Raw genomic sequence first — 17,619 nt, forward strand, 5'->3', positions numbered from 1 at the left:
TGGATTCGAGGAAGCGTTGATGGCCGACTACCTGTTGTTCGCGAGCGAGCGCTATGCGCTGCCCATCCTGCAGCCCGTGGCGCAGGCGCTGCAAGCGCAGGGCCACGGCGTGCACGCCTGGTTCGTGGACGGTGCGGCCGGCGCCGCGTTGCCCTCGCCGGTGCGCATGATAGGCCTGCGCGAGGCCGTGGCGCTGAAGCCGCGGGCTGTGTTCAGTGCCGCCAACTGGGTGCCCACGTTCGTGTCGGGCGCGAAGGTGCAACTGTTCCATGGATTCAACGTGGAGAAGCGTTCCGACCAGCGTGGCCACTTCCGCGTGCGCGGCCTGTTCGACCTCTACTGCACCCAGGGCCCCGCGACCACCGCGCCTTTCCAGGCGCTGGCCGCGCAGGCGGGGCATTTCGCGGTGGTCGAAACCGGCTGGCCGAAGCTCGACCCGCTGTTCCGCGACGACCAGGGCGCAGCCGCGACGATGCGCGCGCCTGCGGGTGGGCGCCCGGTGGTGATGTTCGCGTCCACCTTCACCGAGCGCCTGAGCGCCGCACCGGACCTGTTCGATGCCATCGCCGCGCAGGTCGCGCGCGGCGACCGTTACTGGCTGCTGACGCTGCATCCCAAGTGCCCGCCGGAGCTGTTCGAACGCTATCGCGCGCTGGCCGGGCCCAACGCCGTCTTCTTCGAGACCGAACAGCTGGTCACCGCGCAACGCGCGGCCGATGTGCTGCTGGCCGACACCACCTCGGTGGTGTCGGAGTTCGTCGTGCAGCGCAAGCCGGTGGTGACGTTCCGCAACCGCGCACCGAAGGCGCACATGATCGACTTCGACGACCCCGCGTGCCTGCCCGCGATGCTGGATCGGGCCTTCGCACCCGATGCCGCCCTGCGTGCCGCGCTGGATGCCTATGCCGACGCCATCCACCCGTACCGCGACGGGCATTCGTCCGAGCGCGTCATCGCCGCGACGGACGCACTGTTGGCCGGCGAGCTCGGTCGGCTGAAGCGAAAGCCGTTGTCGTCGCTGCTGCGCGGCCTGCAGATCCGGCGCGAGCTGGGCTACTGGGGCCCGGGCGCGTAGTCACCAGCGCAGTGGGCGCCGCGCCAGCGTGCGCGAGAGCGCGTCGTACAGCGCCACGGCCTCGGTCTCCGGGAGGAAACGGATGCGCAGCGGCGCGGACATCGCACCGGCACCGGCGGTGTCCAGCCACAACGTTGCGGTATGACAGCGGCGGTCGATCGGCGAACGCGTGAGCGTCAGCGCCTGCAGCTTGTCCAGTTCGGCGAAGCGCCAGCTGCGGCGCCACCAGCCTTCGCGCACGGCCAGCACGTCGTCGTTGACGCACCACGCCATCCGCCGCGCGTGCTTGCGCGCCTTGAACGCCGACCATGGCAGCCATGCCAGCGCCAGCAGACCCCACGCGCCCAGTCGCCATTCCAACGCCACGGTGGCGATCAATACGATCGGCAGCGACGGCAGGAACAGCCGCCACCAGCTCGAGGCCGGCAACTCGCGCCATTCCAGTGACGACCAGGCCGCGCGCGGCAGCAGGTGATCGATGAGTGCATCGCAGGCCTGCGGTGTGGCGATCGGCGCGAGTTCGCGCAGCGCGCGCTGCTGGCGACCGTCCTCGGCGACGGCGGTGTCCACATCCAGGCTCCGGCGCTTGAGCATCCGGTGCAGCACGCCTTCGTACAGCGTCCACGCCTGGATGCGCCGACGCGAGGCGCTGGTGCGCCAGCGCGCCAGCAGGCCGCGCTCGACGGTCAGTCGGCGGCCCGACTCGCTGAGGCGGAAGCCGTAGTACTGCAGCATCGCCAGCAGGATCGAGAACAGGCGCAGCGCGCCGACCGCGAACACGGCCAGCGCGACGCCGGTGGCGGCGTACTCGCCAACCCCGAAGCCGTGTTCGCCGGCGTAGCCGAACATCCATTCGCCGACCGTCTCGGCGAGGTTGGGCAGTGCGCGCGGACTCGCCTGCGACACCGCCGCGGCCGCCGCGCCGACCACGATCATCCCGCGGTTGGACACCAGCCCCACGCGCAACACGTCACCGGGCGACAGCGCCAGCAGGACGTCCGCCGCCGGCTCCGCATCGACCGCCGCGGTGGCGACGGCACCGCGACGGCGTACCAGCGCCTCCAGCGCAAGCGCATCGTCCAGGCGGAGCACGCGCATCTCGGCTTCGGGCTTGCGCCCGCCCGCGGATTCCAGGCGCACCTCGGCCACGCCGAAGACCCGGTGCAGCAGCGACTGCTGCAGCGCGACGTTGTGGATGCGCGCGAACGGGATCACGCGCAGGCTGCGTTCGAGCAGCCCGCTGCGGATCACCAGGTGGTCGCCCGCCACGCCGTAGCGGTAGGTGAAGTACTGCCACAACGACAGCACCACCAGTACGCCGACGCCGATCAGGGGCCACAGCTCGTTGCGGTCGCCACGGCCGAACACCAGCAGGACGATGAGCGGCAGGATGAACTGCTTGAGCTGCTGCAGCAGCACGAACAGCCACGACATCGGATGCAGGCGGTGCTCCGCCGCCGTATCGCTGCGCGGCAGGCCGGTGTCAGGCGTCGTCATCGGGGTCGATCTGCCGGCCCAGGCGGTCGCGCAGGCGCTCGGCGTCGTCGGCGTCCAGGTGCGGAACGGTCACGGCGCTGTGGCGCGTGCCGGCGGTGTGCACGATCAACGTGGCCAGCCCGCGCATGCGCTGCAACGGTCCGCGCTTGAGGTCCAGATGCTGGACACGCGTGATGGGCACGCGCGTTTCGCGCTGCCACATCCGGCCACGCCGGATGGCCAGGCCTTCGTCGTCCAGTTTCCAGTAGGTGTAGCGATACTGCTTCAGGCCGATCCAGGTCCCCAGCATCACGGCCAGCGCCACCGTGACCAGCGGGATCACCCACAGGTCCAGCGCACGCGCCAGGGCCACGCCGCCGAAAACGCCCGGAACCAGAAGCGGCAGCACCGGGCCGAGCAGGCAGAGCAGGCGCGCGCGCACTGGCAGACGCTGCCATCCGGCGGCGGACGATGCTTCGGCGGAAAGCGTGGGCTCGGTCATTCGCTGAGCTCGAAGGCGTTGTAGGACTGCGTCCAGGGGCGGCGCGACTGATAGTTCTGCAGGCGGTTCTGCATGCGGTGGCGGGTGGCGTCGTCGTCCTGCGCCAGCGCCATGATGGCGCGTTTCTGGAAGTCGGTGGCTTCGGCGAAACGGCCGTTGGCGGCGTACGCCGCGGCCACGGTGTCCAGCTCGGCCGCGGCCAGCTCGTCGGCGTGTTCGATCATCGTGGCGGCCAGCTGCAGGGCGCGTGCAGGATCGCGCTGTCCGCCGATCGGGCATGCCGCAAGCGACCACACGCGGTCATTGCGTGCGTACCGATGGCCGGCGTCCTCCGCGCGCGCCTGCCATTCCTCGGCGATGCGGCAATCGCGGGCGATGCCTCCGGCGCCGTTGAAGTAGAAACTGCCCAGCGCCGCCATGGCCTCCGGAATGCCGGCTTCGGCGGCGCGGCGCACGTGCGGCAGCGCGCGGCGGCTGCGTTCGGCCAGTGCGGCGGCACCGGTGGTCTGTTCGGTCATCAGGCCGGACGCCACGGCCCAGGCGGCCTGCACGTTGCCGTTCTCGCTGGCCTTCTCGAGATAGGCCAGCCCGCGGGATTTGTCCTGCTTCGCGAACTCCGGCGACTCGCCGCTGTACAGCAGCATTCCGTAGACGAACTGCGCGAAGCCGTCGCCATCGTCGGCCTTCCTGCCGACCGCCAGCACGCGATGGCCATAAGCCGCTGCGTAGTCCGGCCACGATTCGTTGAGGCGCGTGCGCAGGGCAGGATCGTCGCGCAGCGGGCGGTCCAGCACCGAGAGGCTGGCGGCCGCGGCGTCCTCGTCGCCGAGCATGTGCGCGACTATGGCCTGCGCCATCTGCGTCTCGCTCATGCCGGCCTCACGGGCTGTCTGCGCCACGGCCTGCGCCTCGTCCAGGGTGAGCGACTGCGTGACGACCTTCCATTGCCCCTTCTCGCGGACCAGGTCAGGACCGAACTGGAACTGCGCGCCCGTCGGTGGCCCGAGTTCGCCCACCGCCATGGTGTCGCTGATCAGCGTGACGTGACTGAGGTGCGGGGTGTCGCCGTCATCGGCCACGCCGGCCCAGCCTTCGCGGAAGGCCAGTGCGGCGACGGCGTTGTCGTCCATCGCGGCCAGCTGCGCGTCGCTTCGGGTGGCGCGCAGGCAATAGACCACCGTGCGATCGGGGCTGGGCACCCGGCGCAGCTGTTCGGGCGAGCCGAACCGTGCCAGGTCACGCAGGAACCCGAAGTGCCGCACGCTGCTGTCGGCGAGCACGCCGACGACGGCCGGGTTGCTCCTGCGGCTGAGCTCGGCGTAACGGTCCCAGGCGCGCGTGGCGGCGTTCATCTGCGCCAGTTCTTCGCGGCTGGGGCCGGCCTCGTTGATCGGGTCGGCCGCCCATGCGGGTGATGCCACCAACAACACGCCTGCCAGCAGCCAGTCACGCATCACGTTTTCCCCCAGAGTCGACGGGCGCCGCGGCCTCTGTGTCGGGCCGTTCAGCGGTTCCAGTACGGATTCTGTTCCCCTGAACCCGGCGGTCGCAGCGTATAGCGTTTGTACGTCCACTGGTATTGGGCCGGATCGCGTCGCGCGATGTGTTCGACCGCTTCGTTGAGCGCTGCCACTGCGACTTTCGGATCCGGGTCGGAAACCTCGGCTGGCGCCGCATGCAGGTGCAGGGCGAACCCCGGGCCATCGGCGTGCGTGTCGACGCGTTCGCACCAGGCGAACAGCACCGTCGCGCCCGTCCGCGAAGCCAGGCGGCCGAGCAGGGTCATCGTCAGCGCCTGCACGCCGAAGAACGGCGCGAATTCGCCGTCGCCGGCCTTGGGTTGCTGGTCCGGGAGGATGCCGACCACACCGCCATCATTGAGGCGCTTGAACAACTGGCGGATGGCCGGGCCTTCCGCGCGCACCTGGGTCACGCGTGCGGCGTCGGTGTCGGCGCGCACCAGATTGAGGAACGCCTCGACCACCGCGGACTCCGGCGGGCGGTACAGGATCGCCAGCGGCGTGCGCCAGGCCAGCCACTGGTTGAGCAGTTCCCAGTTGCCGTGGTGCGGGGCGGCGATGATCACGCCGCGGCCGGCGGCGATCGCCTCGTCCATCAGATCGGTGCCGTGCGTTTCGCGCAGCAGCGTCAGGTTTTCCGCGTGCGGGCGGGTCCACAGGCGGATCGTTTCCAGTACCTGGCGGGCGGTGGTGCGCAGGATCGCCGCGTGCATCGCGTCGCGCTGCGCGGGCAGCAGGTCCGGATAGGCCAGTTCCAGGTTGATGCGCACCACCCGGCTCTCGCGCACGTCGCGCCAGCGCCACCACGCCGCCAGGGCATCGCCCAGCCGCATGAGCCAGCGCCACGGCAGGCGGCCGATGAGGGAGGCGAGGGCGTAGAGCAGGCGTGCGGCGAGTGAGGTCATCCGGCGAAGTCTAACGGGGCCGTGGTTGACCGCTCCGCGCGCCGCCCACAGCATCGTTGGCAGAACCGCCTCCGAGGACATGCATGCTCGCCCTGATCCAGCGCGTCACCCAGGCCCGCGTCGTCGTGGGGGAGGAAACCGTCGGTGAGATCGGCCCCGGCCTGCTGGCGCTGGTGGGGATCGAGCCGGACGACGGCGACGCCCAGATCGCGCGCATGGCCGAACGGCTCCTCGGATACCGTGTATTTGCCGATGAGGCCGGGCGCATGAATCGTGGCCTCGGGGATACCGGAGGGGGCCTGCTGCTGGTCAGCCAGTTCACCCTGGCGGCCGATACCCGCAGCGGCATGCGTCCGGGCTTCAGCACCGCCGCGGCACCGGAGCTGGCTGAACCAATGTTCAGGCGGCTGGTCGAAACCTGCAGACAAAAACACACCGGGGGGGTGGAAACGGGGCGGTTCGGTGCCCATATGGTGATCAGCCTGGTCAACGACGGCCCGGTCACCTTCCTCCTGCGGTCCTGAGGCCAGCCCCGACCGGGCCGGCCTGATATACTGGAACGTTCCCCAACCCTTCCCAGCGCGGTGGCGCAGCCCATGGCCAACGAACGTCAGCCCCCCTCCTCCGATATCAAGCAGTTGATCAGCAAGGGCCTGGAGCAGGGCTATCTGACCTATGCAGAGGTCAACGATCACCTGCCCGACGACCTTGTCGATGCCGAGCAGATCGAAGACATCATCGGCATGATCAACGGCATGGGTATCGAGGTCCACGAAGTGGCCCCCGATGCCGAAACGCTGCTGCTCGCCGACGGCGGCACGGGCAACCGTGAAGTCGACGACACCGCCGCCGAAGAAGCCGCCGCAGCGCTGACCGCGCTCGATGGCGAAGGCGGCCGCACCACCGACCCGGTGCGCATGTACATGCGCGAGATGGGCACGGTTGAACTGCTTACCCGCGAAGGCGAAATCGCCATCGCCAAGCGCATAGAGGAAGGCCTCGGCCAGGTGCAGGCCTCGCTGGGCGTATTCCCGGCGACGATCGCCTCGATCCTCGAAGACTACGAACAGCACAAGGCCGGCAAGAAGCGCCTGGCCGAGATCATCGTCGGCTTCAACGACCACCTGGACGACACGCCGGAACCGCCGGCGCCGGTCGTGGCCGACGTCGACAGCGACGCGGAAGCCGACGAGGACGAGGAAGAGGTCACCGACGGCGAAACCGAGGAAGTGGTGACCGGTCCGGATCCGGTCGAGGTCGCCGCGCGCATGGAAAGCCTCGCCGACAACTACCAGAAGTTCCTCAAGGCGTACGCCAAGCACGGCCCGCAGCACAAGAGCGTGCTGAAGCTGCGCGAGGACATGGCCGCGGTGTTCGTCACCTTCAAGCTGCCGCTGCCGCTGACCGACGTGCTGGTCAAGGGCCTGCGCGACGTCGTCAACAAGATCAAGGAACACGAGCGCCGCATCCTCGACCTCGCCACGCGCGTGGCGAAGATGCCGCGCAAGGACTTCATCCGCGCCTGGGAAGGCAACCAGACCAACCTGGAGTGGGTGGAAGAGCTGCTCAAGCGCAAGCAGAAGTGGTCGTCGGGCCTGCGTGACGTGAAGGACCAGATCATCGCCGAGCAGGAAGCGACCATCGAAGTCGAGAAGTCCTCCTATCTCGCGCTGGCCGACATCAAGGACATCTCCCGCCAGATGGCCTACGGCGAAGCCAAGGCGCGCAAGGCGAAGAAGGAGATGGTCGAGGCGAACCTGCGCCTGGTGATCTCCATCGCCAAGAAGTACACCAACCGCGGCCTGCAGTTCCTCGACCTGATCCAGGAAGGCAACATCGGCCTGATGAAGGCCGTGGACAAGTTCGAGTTCCGCCGCGGCTTCAAGTTCTCGACCTACGCCACGTGGTGGATCCGCCAGGCCATCACGCGTTCGATCGCCGACCAGGCGCGCACCATCCGTATCCCGGTGCACATGATCGAGACGATCAACAAGCTCAACCGCATCAGCCGCCAGATGCTGCAGCAGTACGGCCGCGAAGCGACTCCGGAAGAGCTGGCGAAGGAAATGGACATGCCGGAGGACAAGATCCGGAAGGTCATGAAGATCGCCAAGGAACCGATCTCGATGGAAACCCCGATCGGCGACGACGAGGATTCGCATCTGGGCGATTTCATCGAGGACACGAACATCGAGTCCCCGGTCGAGGCCACCACCAACATCAACCTCACCGAGACCGTGCGCGACGTCCTCGCCGGCCTCACGCCGCGCGAAGCCAAGGTGCTGCGCATGCGCTTCGGCATCGACATGAATACCGACCACACGCTGGAAGAGGTCGGCAAGCAGTTCGACGTCACCCGCGAGCGCATCCGCCAGATCGAAGCCAAGGCGCTGCGCAAGCTGCGTCACCCGAGCCGTTCGGAACAGCTGCGCTCGTTCCTCGACATCGACTGACGTCCGCTATCGCGAACGCTGCGCCACGAAGCCCCGCTCAGCGGGGCTTCGTCGTTCTGGCAGCCTGCCTGCGCTCGGCACCGCCGGGCCAACAGATGGGGCATGGCCCCGGGCCGCGGTACTTGTGTCCGCGGCTGCAGGTTTTCCAGCCGTTGTTCGTCGGCTGCGATGCGGGTGGTTTCGTCGCGTGCATGACGACCTCCGCGGGGCGTGCGCCCCAACGCGATTACGACTTGCCCATCTCGTAGAAGAACTGCTCGTGCACGATCTTGCCGTCGCGCACGCCGTAGACGCAGATCTCCTGCATCGCCACGCGGCCCATGTCCTTGTAGGTCGCGTCGATGCCCATGACCACGCTGAACCAGCCCGGCGCGACGATGGGTTCGCCCACGCTGCCGCCGTGCACTTCAACGATGTTGTCCGCCCACTGGCGGCCCTTCTCGCGGATCGCGTCGAGGCCGCGGGTGACGCCATCGGGCTGCAGCCCGTTGCCCTCGATGCTCACCGCGTCGGCGGCGTACAGCTCTTCATGCGCCTGCTCGTACTTGCCTTCGCGGCACAGTTCGACCAGTCGCTGTGCGATCTGACGGATATCGCTCATGTCACTCTCCTTGTCTGGGGAAAGTGCCAGCCTACGCCCGGCCCCTGACAGCGTGTTGTCAGGAGGCTCGTCCGACGCATTCGGGATGCCGTAAGCTCCGCCGCGGGGAACATGAATCGAGAGATCGTCGTGGACGAGTTCAACCCGTATCGCAGGCCGGCAGCGGCCGTGCCGGCCAGCACTGCGCCGGTCGAGGGCGCGCGGCTCTACAAGGTGTCGGGCATCGGCCTGGCGACGTTCATCGGAAGCGCCCTGGCCGGCGGCTGGCTGATGGCCCGCAACTACCGTGCACTCGGCGAGCACGACAAGGCACGCCGCGCGCTGGGCTATTCGCTGTTGGCGACGATCGCCATCATGCTGTTGGGCGTCGTGCTGCCCGACAAGGTGCCCGCCTTCGCCCTCACCCTTCCGCAGCTCATCGCAGCGATGCAGGTCGCACGGCGCTACCAGGGCGACCGCATCGCGGAATACGAAGCCGCCAGCCAGGCCTATTCGAACTGGCGCGCCTTCGGCGTCAGCCTGCTGGTGCTGGTGGTCCTGCTGCTCGTCCTCGTTTCGGCGGCGGTGATGCTGGAAATGGCCGGCGTGCCCCTCTGAGCCGCCGTGCTCACTTCCACGTACGACGCAGCGGGTGCGCCTCGGTGGTCAGCACCACCTTGGCAGGATCCAGCGTCTGCGGCGGCGCGAACAGCAGGTAGAAGTACTTGAACGTCTCGGCGAGCACGAAGCTCTCCATGTCGTCCTCCTTCTCCTTCGTCACCACGCTGGCCAGCGTCGCGAAGCCCGAATCGGTGCGCGTGTAGCGGACGAAATCGTCCAGCATCGTCTTGCCCATCGCGCGGTACTGCGCGTCGCCGGTCAGGCGGTGCAGGTACCACGCCGATTCGACGATCTCCGGCCGCAGCGGATAGCCCGGCGAAACGACTTCGCGCGTGCGGTAGTCGTACGCCTCCGGTTCGATCCCGTAGCGGTTCCACATCTCGAACGACGATGCCTGCAGCCGTCGGGCCTGCGCGATGTCGCCCGACAATGCGAGCAGCCCCGGCCAGAACGCATCGAGCGCGCCGTAACGGGCGGCCAGTCGCGCGCCGCTGTTCATGTCGACGTGGCCCACCCACAACGCGCCGTCCACCTCTTCCGGGTAGTAGCGGTTGGCGGCCGCGATGCTGTCCTGCCACATGGCATGGCATTCCTCGTCGCCGAACAGCGTCCAGCACTTCCACAGGTATTCGTAGTACGAGTCGATGCGCGCGCCCACGTGGCTGCGCGTGTTCGTCCACTCACCGGTGGTTACGTCGAAACGCTCACCGACCAGGCCGATCTTCGAGCGCCGCTTGTAGGTTTCCACCAGCGCGCGCTTTGCCTTCTCGTAGTACACCGGCTTGCCCGTGAGCTTGCTGAGCGTGCCGTACTCCAGCAGCAGGGTGCCGGCTTCGGCCGGGTTGCTCTCGTTGCCGTGTGCCTTGCCCGTGCGCAGATTGACGTAGACGTAGGGCAGCCCGGTGGGCGAATCGAATGCGGGCAGCAGTCGCGTGCCCAGGTCGTCGGCCAGCGCGAGCAGGCGTGCATCGCCCGTCAGCTGGTAGCCCGACAGCAGCCCGCCCAGCAGGCGGATCACGATCTCGAAATGCTTGACGTCGAGGTCGCGGTCGAACGACAGCTTCGTCGCGATCAGCTCGCGTGCTTCGCGCGCCTCTTCGTCCAGGCCCATGACGATCATCGTGTCGAGCGCATCGATCGGCGTCATCAACAGCGTCTCGCCGTACCAGTCGTGCGGCGTGTTGCTCAGGGGCTTGAGTGCGTCATGGCCCCATGCGTTCTGGCGGTAGCCGCGCCACGCGTGCAGGAACTGCGCTTTCAATTCCTCCGCCGCGCGTGCGGACTGCGCATCGGTGAAGACGATCGGCGCCGCGACACCGGGACTTCGGGGAGGCTCGGCCGCGGCGCCGATCGTGGGGACCAGAAGCAGGGAAAGCAGGAGCGGGCGCACTCGCATCTCAACGTCCTCCGTTGCGCGCGCGCAGCACGTGGAGCACGTCGTGACAGGCGCCCATGGTGTGGTAGTCGGTCTTGCCGGCGGGACTCTTCTCGTCGCCGTACTTGCGGTTGTGGCGATCGAGTATGCGGAACCACGCGCCGTACCGGTGGTCGACGAAGTGATTCCAAGCGTAGTCCCAGAGACGGTCGTAATCGCGCCAGTAGCGGGCATCGCCCGTTGCATCGGCCAGGCGCGCCGCCGCCGCAAGCGATTCGGCCTGCACCCAGAAATACTTGTCGTCGTCGCATACGGCGAAATCGGGGGCGGGAGCGAACCCGTAGAACAGGCCACCGTCGGCGTCGTCCCATGCGCGCGCGATGGCGGTGTCGAACAGATGGCGTGCGGTGTCGACCAGCCACGGCGCGGGCGTGCCGCGCGCGCGCAGATGGCCATCGAGGATCACCAGCAGCTTCGCCCATTCGGTCTGGTGGCCCGGCTGGAAACCCCACGGGCGGAACAGGTGCTTAGGGTCGTCGCGGTGGTAGTCCCAGTCGATGCTCCAGTCGCGGTCGTAGTGTTCCCACACCAGTCCGCCGGCCTTCGCCGCCTGCTGGCGCGTCATGCGGTCGGCCAGCGTGAGGGCGCGATCCAGGTACCGGTCCTCTCCGCTGGACTCGTACGCGGCCAGCATCGCCTCGCACATGTGCATGTTGGCGTTCTGGCCGCGGTAGTCGGAGAAGCGCCACTGCGCGTCGGCTTCATCGCGGTACAGACCGGCGTGCGCCTCCCAGAAGCGGGACTCCAGCAGCGCCCAGGTCTCGTCCATCCACGGCGCGGCCTCCTCGATGCCCGCCTTCCGCGCGGTGGCATAGGCCAGCAGCACGAACGCGACGCCGTAACAGTGGTTCGTGCGGTCCTCCGCCGCGCCATCGCGGATCGTCCATGCGTAGCCGCCTGTCGCGGCGTCGCGATGCACGTCACGCAGATAGCGAAGGCCGTGGCGCGCGGCCTCGAGGTACTCGGCGTTGCCGAACTCACGCGCCGCCATGGCGTAGTTGAAAACGAAGCGCGTGCTGCTGACCAGGTGCCGGTGCGACGCATCGTAGACGCTGCCATCGTCGCGGAAGTAATGGAAGAAGCCGCCCGCCGGATCGACGGCGCGCGGGTGGTAGAACGCCATCGTGTCGGCGATGTGCGCCCGAAGGAAGGCTTCGCTGCGGAACTCGGGGTCGGCGGAAGGCGTCATGGATTGGCGTGCAGGAGTTGATCGAGCTGGTTGCGGTCGGGCATCGCGGCGAACGCGCCGTTGCGCGTGGCGGCCAGGGCGCCGCCGGCCGCCGCGTGACGCAACGCGTCGGCGATGGCGGCTTCGTCGGACAGCCATGCATCGAAGTTCTGCGCGCTCACGCCACGCTCCACAAGACGCGTCAGCAGCGCGCCGACGAAGGCATCGCCTGCTGCCGTGGTGTCGGTGACGTTGACGCGGAACGTCGGCGCCTCGCCGCTCGATTCGCGCGTGTACCAGCGAACCGGCTGGCCACCGTTGGTGATCAGCACGCAGCGCGCATGGCCGCGCCACAGGCGCTGCAGCATCGCGTTGTGGTGACCCGCGCGGCGGATCAGGAAGTCCGCCTCGCTGCGGCACAGCTTGATGATGTCGGCCTCGGCCAGTGCATCCCACAACCGCGGCGCGGCATCGAAACCTTCGGGCCACAACGATGGACGCAGGTTCAGGTCCATGCTGACCAGCGCGCCGTGTTCGCGCGCAAGGCGCATGCCGACGAGGGTCGTGGCAGCGATCTCCGCCTCGGTGAGGCTGTTGGAACACACATGCAGCGCGACCGCATCGGCGAAGCACTGCGGATCGAAGTGCTCCTCGCGGAACAGCAGGTCGGCGGCCGGCGGCCGATAGAAGCTGAAGCTGCGCTCGCCTTCGCTGTCGAGCGAAACGAACGCCAGTGCGGTGCGCGCGGCCGACGTGTGCACGGTGTAGCGCGTGTCCACGCCGAAGGTGCGCAACTGCGACATGAGGAACTCGCCGAACATGTCCACGCCCAGCATGCCGACGAACCGCGCGTTGCCGCCAAGGCGCGCGACGGCGGCGCTGACATTGGCCGGTGCGCCGCCTGCGAACTCGACGAAGTGGCGCGGCTCGCCGGCGGAGGCCGGCAGCGCCAGAAAATCGATCAGCGCCTCGCCGAAGCAGACGATCGCGTTGCGGGCCGCCGTCACGACTGTGCCACCGGCACGGCGTCGGCAACAGCAAGCGCACGACGTGCACCGCGGAATCCGTACCAGGCGATGAAGGCGTAGCACACCACCGGCAGGGCGAACGCGAGTTGCACGCCGATGCGGTCGGCCAGCAGGCCCTGCAGCAGCGGCACCACGGCGCCACCCACGATGGCCATCACCAGCAGGCTCGATGCCTTGCTGGTCAGCAGGCCAAGACCGTCGATGCCGAGCGTGAAGATGGTCGGGAACATGATCGAGTTGAACAAGCCGATCGCGACCACGCTCCACACCGCCACCTGTCCTTCGGTGAGGATGGTCGTCGTGAGCAGTGCCATCGCCGCCAGCGCGAACAGTCCCAGCAGCACGCGCGGCTCGATCCGGCGCAGCAGGAACGAGCCGATGAAGCGTCCGGCCATCGCCAGCCCCCAGTACCAGGCCAGGTATCGCGTGGCCGTGGCCTGGTCGAGTGCGCCGATGCGCGGATCGCTGATGTAGTTGATCAGGAAGCTGCCGATCGCCACTTCGGCGCCCACGTACACGAAGATCGCGACCACGCCGTAGCGCAGATGGCGGTGGCGCAGCACCTCGGTGAAGGTGTGGTGGCGATGGTCGGCGCTCTCGGTCGCCTCGGTGAGTGCGGGCAGGCGGAACAGCACGACGAACAGGGCGAGCAGGAACAGGCCGACGGCGATGCCCAGGTACGGCATCTGCACCGACTCGGCCTGCGTGAGGCGGTACGCGGCCAGTTGGGCGTCGGACATCAGCGCCAGCTCGGCCGCGCCGATCACCACGCCCGACAGGATGAGCGGCCCGATCACCAGCGGCCCCAGCGTGTGGCCCAGCGAGTTCAGCGCCTGCGCCAGCGTGAGGCGGCTGGACGCGGTCTGCGCATCGCCCAGCAAGGCGATGTACGGATTGGCCGATACCTGCAGCAGCGTGATGCCGCTGGCCAGCACGAACAACGCGAACAGGAACAGCGGATACGACGGAATCTTCGCCGCGGGGAAGAACAGCAGCGCGCCCGCGCCGGCCACGCACAGGCCGATGACGATGCTGCGCTTGTACCCGGCCATCGCGACCACCTTGCCCGCCGGCAGCGACATCAGCAGATAGGTGCTGAAGAACGTGAACTGGATGAGCATCGTCTGCGCGTAGTTCATCTCGAACACGGCTTTCAGGTGCGGGATCAGCACGTCGTTGAGGCTGGTCAGTGCGCCCCAGGTGAAGAAGATGGTGGTGAGCACCGCGATGGCGGTGGTCGAGGAAAGCTGGCGACGGCTCATGCGGTGTCCCCGTTCGGAGTGACCTGGCTGCTGGCGCGCAGCTGCAGATGGGCGGGTGCGATGGTGGCGGCCGCAGGCGCGGCCGGGTCGTGCAGGCGTTGCAGGATCAGTTCGGCGGCCTGGCGGCCGCGCGCGCGCGGGTCGACGGCGATGGTGGTGAGCGGCGGTGCGCTCACGGCCGCCTCGGGAATGTCGTCGAAGCCGGTGACGGCGAAATCGTGCCCCGCGCGACGTCCGCGCGACGCCAGTCCCGCCATCAGCCCCAGCGCGACCGCGTCGTTGTAGCAGACCGCTGCGGTGGGCGCGGGATCGCGCACGAACAGCGCGCCTGTCTGCCGTGCGGCTTCCAGTCGCGTGGGCGCGCATTCGATCTGCCACTGCGCCTGCACCGCGATGCCGGCATCGGCCAGCGCCGCGCGATACCCATCGCGCCGCTGCCGACACGAGCTGGAATCCAGATGGCCACCGAAGAACGCGATGCGACGATGCCCCTGCGCGAGCAGGTGTTCGGTCGCCAGTCGCGCACCGCGCACGTTGTCGAGCGCGAGGTAGTCCCAATCGCTGCCGAGTTCGCGGTTGAACACCAGCATCGGCGTGCGCGTGCCCAGCAAAGAACGTAGTCGCGACGGGTCCGTGCCTTCGGCGGGCGACAGGATGATGCCGGCCGGGTCGTGCTCAAGCAGCGAGGCGATCACCGCCTGTTGTCGTTCGACGGATTCGCCGGTGCTTCCCAGCAGGGTGACGTAACCGGCGTCGGCGAGTGCTTCGTCCACGCCGGCGGCGAACTCGGCGAAGAAGGGGTTCGACAGGTCGTTGATCACCAGGGCGACCGCCGAGGACACCTTGCGACGCAGGTTGGCCGCACCCCGGTGATAGACGTAGCCCTGCCGTTTGAGTTCGGCCTCGACCTTGGCGCGGGTGTCCGCATGCACCAGCGGACTGCCGCGCAGGACCAATGACACGGTCGCCCGCGACAGGTCGCAGGCCTGGGCAATGTCGGCCAGGGTCACCCGGGCGCGGCTGGCCGGCGTGGTCGTCATGGCGATGCAGGGCGGATGGGCATCAGGCGAATTTAGATCGTTCTAAAACGGACCCATCCTGCAAGGTGGATCGCGTCTCCGCATTCTGCGCTGCAGCATGAGCTGGCCGGGACCGCTGTGCTAGCGTCGCCAATTTAGAACGATCTAATTCCGATCGCCAGGAGCGCCCATGTCCCGTCGTGCCCGCCCCGCATTCCGCCTCCCTCCGATTGCGTGGTCGATGTTGTGCGCATGGGCCGTCAGCGGCATGGCCCTCGCGGCCCCACCGAAGGTCGTGGCGAACGATGCGACCGCGCGCGCCTACGCGGCGGTCGACCCCTTCATCGGCACCGGCGGCGAAGGCCACACCTTTCCCGGTGCGACGGTGCCCTTCGGCATGGTGCAGCTGAGCCCCGACACGCAGATCAAGTCGCGCAAGGAAGGCTACGGCTGGGCGGCGGGGTATCGCCATGACGACACCACCGTCGTCGGCTTCTCGCATACGCACTTTTCGGGCACAGGCCATTCCGACCTCGGCGACGTGCTGGTGATGCCCATCGCAGGCGAGGTGAAGCTGGAGCGTGGCGACGTGGCCAAGCCGGGCAGCGGCTACACCTCGCGCTTCCGTCATTCCGATGAAACCGCGGAGCCCGGCTATTACGCCGTGACGCTGCAGGATTACGACATCCGTGCCGAGCTCACCGCGAGCCCGCGCGCAGGCGTGCACCGTTACCGCTTCCCCAAGGGCAAGCCCGTGCATGTGCTGGTCGATCTGCGCACCAGCATGTACGACTACCCTGGCAAGGTGCAGTGGTCGCGCCTGCGCCTGCGCGACGACGGCACGCTCACCGGCTTCCGCGAAACGCGCGGCTGGGCGCCGGGGCGCCAGCTGTACTTCGCGATGCGCTTCTCCAGGCCGGTCAGCGGCCATCAGTTCCACGACACCGAACAGGATGTCGCCTACAAGGGCTTTCCGCCGCCGGGCGAAAAGGATCCGCGCCAGCGTGCGCAGATCGAAGGACGCCAACTGGTCGGCGCACTCGATTTCGACGATGCGTCCGGGCAGTCGATGGTGGTGAAGGTGGCGATCTCGCCGGTCAGCGAGGACGGAGCCATCGCCAACCTCGATGCGGAAGTGCCGGGCTTTGACTTCGATGCGGTGCGCCGCGATGCGAAGGCGCAGTGGATGCAGGCATTGGGCGCGGTCGACGTGGACGGCCCGGAGCCGATGCGCCGCAGCTTCTACACCGCGCTGTACCACACGCTGATGGGCCCCAGCCTCTTCATGGACAGCGACGGCCGGTATCGCGGACCGGACAACGCGGTGCACCAGGCGAAAGGCTTCACGAACTATTCGACGTTCTCGTTGTGGGACACGTACCGCGCGCTGCATCCGCTGCTGACGCTGGTGCAGCCGGAACAGCGCACCAGCGATTTCGTCAACTCGATGTTGGCTTCGCGTCGCGCCAGTCCGTATGGCGTGTTGCCGGTGTGGGCGTTCCACGGTCTGGAGACGTGGTGCATGATCGGCTACCACTCGGTGCCGGTGATCGCCGACGCGTACATGAAGGGCATCCGCGGATTCGATGCCGACGAAGCGCTGCAGGCGATGGTCGCCAGCGCCAGCTACGGCCCGTACGACGGCATCGCGCAGTACATGCAGCTGGGTTACGTGCCGATCGACGAAGAGGGCGAGGCTGCCTCGAAGACGCTGGAATACGCGTATGACGACTGGACCATCGCCCGCATGGCGGAAGCGATGGGTCGCACGGACGTCGCCGATCGGTTCGGCAAGCGTGCGGCGAACTGGCGCCATGCATTCGACGAGAAGACCGGCTTCATGCGCGCCCGCAAGCGCGACGGCAGTTTCCGCGAGCCGTTCGATCCCAGCGCCAGCGGTTACGGCACCGACTACACCGAAGGCAATGCGTGGCAGTACTCGTGGTACGTGCCTCAGGACGTGGCTGGTCTCGCGGCCGTGCACGGCGGCGACGCCGCGTTGCTCGACCATATCGACAAGGTCTTCGAAGCGAAAGTCGATCCGAAGATCTTCGAACACATGGAAGACATCACCGGCCTGATCGGCTGGTACGCGCACGGCAACGAGCCCAGCCATCACGTGGCGTACCTGTATGCCTACGCAGGCCAGCCCTGGCGCACGCAGGCACGACTGGGCCACATCATGTCCACGCAGTACGCCCCGCGCCCGGACGGTCTGGCGGGCAATGACGACCTCGGTCAGATGTCGGCGTGGTACGTCTTCACCGCGCTGGGCTTCTACCCGGTCGCGCCGGGCAGCAACGAGTACGTGATCGGCCGGCCGTTCCTGCCGCGCGCCACGCTCAACCTGCACAACGGAAAGCGCTTCACGGTCACCGCGGACGGACTGGACGACGCGCATCCGTACATCGGCCGCGCCACCCTCAACGGCAAACCGCTGGAACGCGCCTACCTGCGCCACGAAGAGATCATGGCCGGTGGCGAACTGCACTTCGTCATGCAGGCCGAGCCGAACACCGCCTGGGCCACCGCACCGTCGCAGCGTCCGTACTCGATGTCGAAACCCTGACGGGCC

Annotated in this window: 15 protein-coding genes; 5 read left to right on the forward strand and 10 right to left on the reverse strand. The window is 68.0% G+C overall.

Annotated features, from left to right (window positions below):
- The first annotated feature begins 16 nt into the window (after positions 1-16).
- Positions 17-1,075 (forward strand): CDP-glycerol glycerophosphotransferase family protein, encoded by a 1,059-nt coding sequence (locus QLQ15_RS05540; protein ID WP_283213941.1) that lies wholly within the window; start codon positions 17-19, stop codon positions 1,073-1,075.
- Here QLQ15_RS05540 and QLQ15_RS05545 read toward each other — a convergent pair whose 3' ends face one another.
- From QLQ15_RS05545 to QLQ15_RS05560, 4 genes are read right to left on the reverse strand one after another with little or no spacing between them, the layout of a single operon-like run.
- Positions 1,076-2,572, reverse strand: a complete 1,497-nt coding sequence (locus tag QLQ15_RS05545) for a PH domain-containing protein (RefSeq protein WP_283211840.1) — start codon at positions 2,570-2,572, stop codon at positions 1,076-1,078.
- On the reverse strand, positions 2,559-3,053 hold the full coding sequence (locus tag QLQ15_RS05550; protein WP_283211841.1) for a PH domain-containing protein: 495 nt from the start codon (positions 3,051-3,053) through the stop codon (positions 2,559-2,561). The genes QLQ15_RS05545 and QLQ15_RS05550 overlap by 14 nt, the downstream gene beginning before the upstream one ends.
- Complete coding sequence (locus tag QLQ15_RS05555; RefSeq protein WP_283211842.1) at positions 3,050-4,507, reverse strand: tetratricopeptide repeat protein; 1,458 nt, start codon at positions 4,505-4,507, stop codon at positions 3,050-3,052. Before QLQ15_RS05555 ends, QLQ15_RS05550 begins: the two co-directional genes overlap by 4 nt.
- A 50-nt stretch (positions 4,508-4,557) precedes the next feature.
- Positions 4,558-5,559, reverse strand: coding sequence for a lauroyl acyltransferase (locus tag QLQ15_RS05560; RefSeq protein ID WP_432277776.1), 1,002 nt, complete (start codon positions 5,557-5,559; stop codon positions 4,558-4,560).
- A 2-nt stretch (positions 5,560-5,561) separates the two neighbouring features.
- On the opposite strand from QLQ15_RS05560, the gene dtd reads away from it, so the two are divergent.
- Both dtd and rpoD read left to right on the forward strand, forming a co-directional pair.
- Positions 5,562-6,002, forward strand: coding sequence for a D-aminoacyl-tRNA deacylase (dtd, locus tag QLQ15_RS05565; RefSeq protein ID WP_283211843.1), 441 nt, complete (start codon positions 5,562-5,564; stop codon positions 6,000-6,002).
- A 72-nt stretch (positions 6,003-6,074) separates the two neighbouring features.
- Entirely contained in the window at positions 6,075-7,931 is a 1,857-nt protein-coding gene (gene rpoD, locus QLQ15_RS05570) for an RNA polymerase sigma factor RpoD (RefSeq protein WP_283211844.1), read from the forward strand.
- Positions 7,932-8,157: 226 nt separating this feature from the next.
- Here rpoD and QLQ15_RS05575 read toward each other — a convergent pair whose 3' ends face one another.
- Entirely contained in the window at positions 8,158-8,532 is a 375-nt protein-coding gene (locus QLQ15_RS05575; protein ID WP_283211845.1) for a SnoaL-like domain-containing protein, read from the reverse strand.
- A gap of 111 nt (positions 8,533-8,643) precedes the next feature.
- Here QLQ15_RS05575 and QLQ15_RS05580 point away from each other — a divergent pair, with 111 nt between their 5' ends.
- Positions 8,644-9,129, forward strand: coding sequence for a hypothetical protein (locus QLQ15_RS05580; RefSeq protein WP_283211846.1), 486 nt, complete (start codon positions 8,644-8,646; stop codon positions 9,127-9,129).
- A 10-nt stretch (positions 9,130-9,139) separates the two neighbouring features.
- Here the strand turns inward: QLQ15_RS05580 and QLQ15_RS05585 are convergent, their stop codons facing one another.
- From QLQ15_RS05585 to QLQ15_RS05605, 5 genes are read right to left on the reverse strand one after another with little or no spacing between them, the layout of a single operon-like run.
- Positions 9,140-10,528 (reverse strand): glycoside hydrolase family 47 protein, encoded by a 1,389-nt coding sequence (locus QLQ15_RS05585; protein ID WP_283211847.1) that lies wholly within the window; start codon positions 10,526-10,528, stop codon positions 9,140-9,142.
- Position 10,529: 1 nt separating this feature from the next.
- Positions 10,530-11,756, reverse strand: coding sequence for an AGE family epimerase/isomerase (locus QLQ15_RS05590; RefSeq protein WP_283211848.1), 1,227 nt, complete (start codon positions 11,754-11,756; stop codon positions 10,530-10,532).
- Entirely contained in the window at positions 11,753-12,742 is a 990-nt protein-coding gene (locus tag QLQ15_RS05595; RefSeq protein WP_283211849.1) for a carbohydrate kinase family protein, read from the reverse strand. The genes QLQ15_RS05590 and QLQ15_RS05595 overlap by 4 nt, the downstream gene beginning before the upstream one ends.
- Positions 12,739-14,025 carry an L-fucose:H+ symporter permease gene (gene fucP, locus QLQ15_RS05600; RefSeq protein ID WP_283211850.1) on the reverse strand — a complete coding sequence of 429 codons (1,287 nt, stop codon included), beginning with the start codon at positions 14,023-14,025 and terminating at the stop codon, positions 12,739-12,741. The genes QLQ15_RS05595 and fucP overlap by 4 nt, the downstream gene beginning before the upstream one ends.
- Positions 14,022-15,065 (reverse strand): LacI family DNA-binding transcriptional regulator, encoded by a 1,044-nt coding sequence (locus tag QLQ15_RS05605; protein ID WP_283211851.1) that lies wholly within the window; start codon positions 15,063-15,065, stop codon positions 14,022-14,024. Before QLQ15_RS05605 ends, fucP begins: the two co-directional genes overlap by 4 nt.
- Before the next feature lie 247 nt (positions 15,066-15,312).
- Between QLQ15_RS05605 and QLQ15_RS05610 the strand changes: the two genes are divergently transcribed.
- Entirely contained in the window at positions 15,313-17,613 is a 2,301-nt protein-coding gene (locus tag QLQ15_RS05610) for a GH92 family glycosyl hydrolase (protein WP_283213943.1), read from the forward strand.
- Positions 17,614-17,619 lie beyond the last annotated feature (6 nt).

The sequence above is a fragment of the Lysobacter stagni genome, from assembly GCF_030053425.1.
GTDB classification, from domain to species: Bacteria; Pseudomonadota; Gammaproteobacteria; order Xanthomonadales; family Xanthomonadaceae; genus Lysobacter_J; species Lysobacter_J stagni.

What these genes read in the sequence shown, in the direction of transcription:
- QLQ15_RS05550 (WP_283211841.1), bottom strand. Translation starts at nt 3,053, where the DNA reads ATGACCGAGCCCACGCTTTCCGCCGAAGCATCGTCCGCCGCCGGATGG.
- fucP (WP_283211850.1), bottom strand. Translation starts at nt 14,025, where the DNA reads ATGAGCCGTCGCCAGCTTTCCTCGACCACCGCCATCGCGGTGCTCACC.
- QLQ15_RS05545 (WP_283211840.1), bottom strand. Translation starts at nt 2,572, where the DNA reads ATGACGACGCCTGACACCGGCCTGCCGCGCAGCGATACGGCGGCGGAG.
- QLQ15_RS05580 (WP_283211846.1), top strand. Translation starts at nt 8,644, where the DNA reads ATGAATCGAGAGATCGTCGTGGACGAGTTCAACCCGTATCGCAGGCCG.
- rpoD (WP_283211844.1), top strand. Translation starts at nt 6,075, where the DNA reads ATGGCCAACGAACGTCAGCCCCCCTCCTCCGATATCAAGCAGTTGATC.
- QLQ15_RS05605 (WP_283211851.1), bottom strand. Translation starts at nt 15,065, where the DNA reads ATGACGACCACGCCGGCCAGCCGCGCCCGGGTGACCCTGGCCGACATT.
- QLQ15_RS05560 (WP_432277776.1), bottom strand. Translation starts at nt 5,559, where the DNA reads ATGTCCTCGGAGGCGGTTCTGCCAACGATGCTGTGGGCGGCGCGCGGA.
- QLQ15_RS05590 (WP_283211848.1), bottom strand. Translation starts at nt 11,756, where the DNA reads ATGACGCCTTCCGCCGACCCCGAGTTCCGCAGCGAAGCCTTCCTTCGG.
- QLQ15_RS05585 (WP_283211847.1), bottom strand. Translation starts at nt 10,528, where the DNA reads ATGCGAGTGCGCCCGCTCCTGCTTTCCCTGCTTCTGGTCCCCACGATC.
- QLQ15_RS05555 (WP_283211842.1), bottom strand. Translation starts at nt 4,507, where the DNA reads ATGCGTGACTGGCTGCTGGCAGGCGTGTTGTTGGTGGCATCACCCGCA.
- dtd (WP_283211843.1), top strand. Translation starts at nt 5,562, where the DNA reads ATGCTCGCCCTGATCCAGCGCGTCACCCAGGCCCGCGTCGTCGTGGGG.
- QLQ15_RS05575 (WP_283211845.1), bottom strand. Translation starts at nt 8,532, where the DNA reads ATGAGCGATATCCGTCAGATCGCACAGCGACTGGTCGAACTGTGCCGC.
- QLQ15_RS05610 (WP_283213943.1), top strand. Translation starts at nt 15,313, where the DNA reads ATGGCCCTCGCGGCCCCACCGAAGGTCGTGGCGAACGATGCGACCGCG.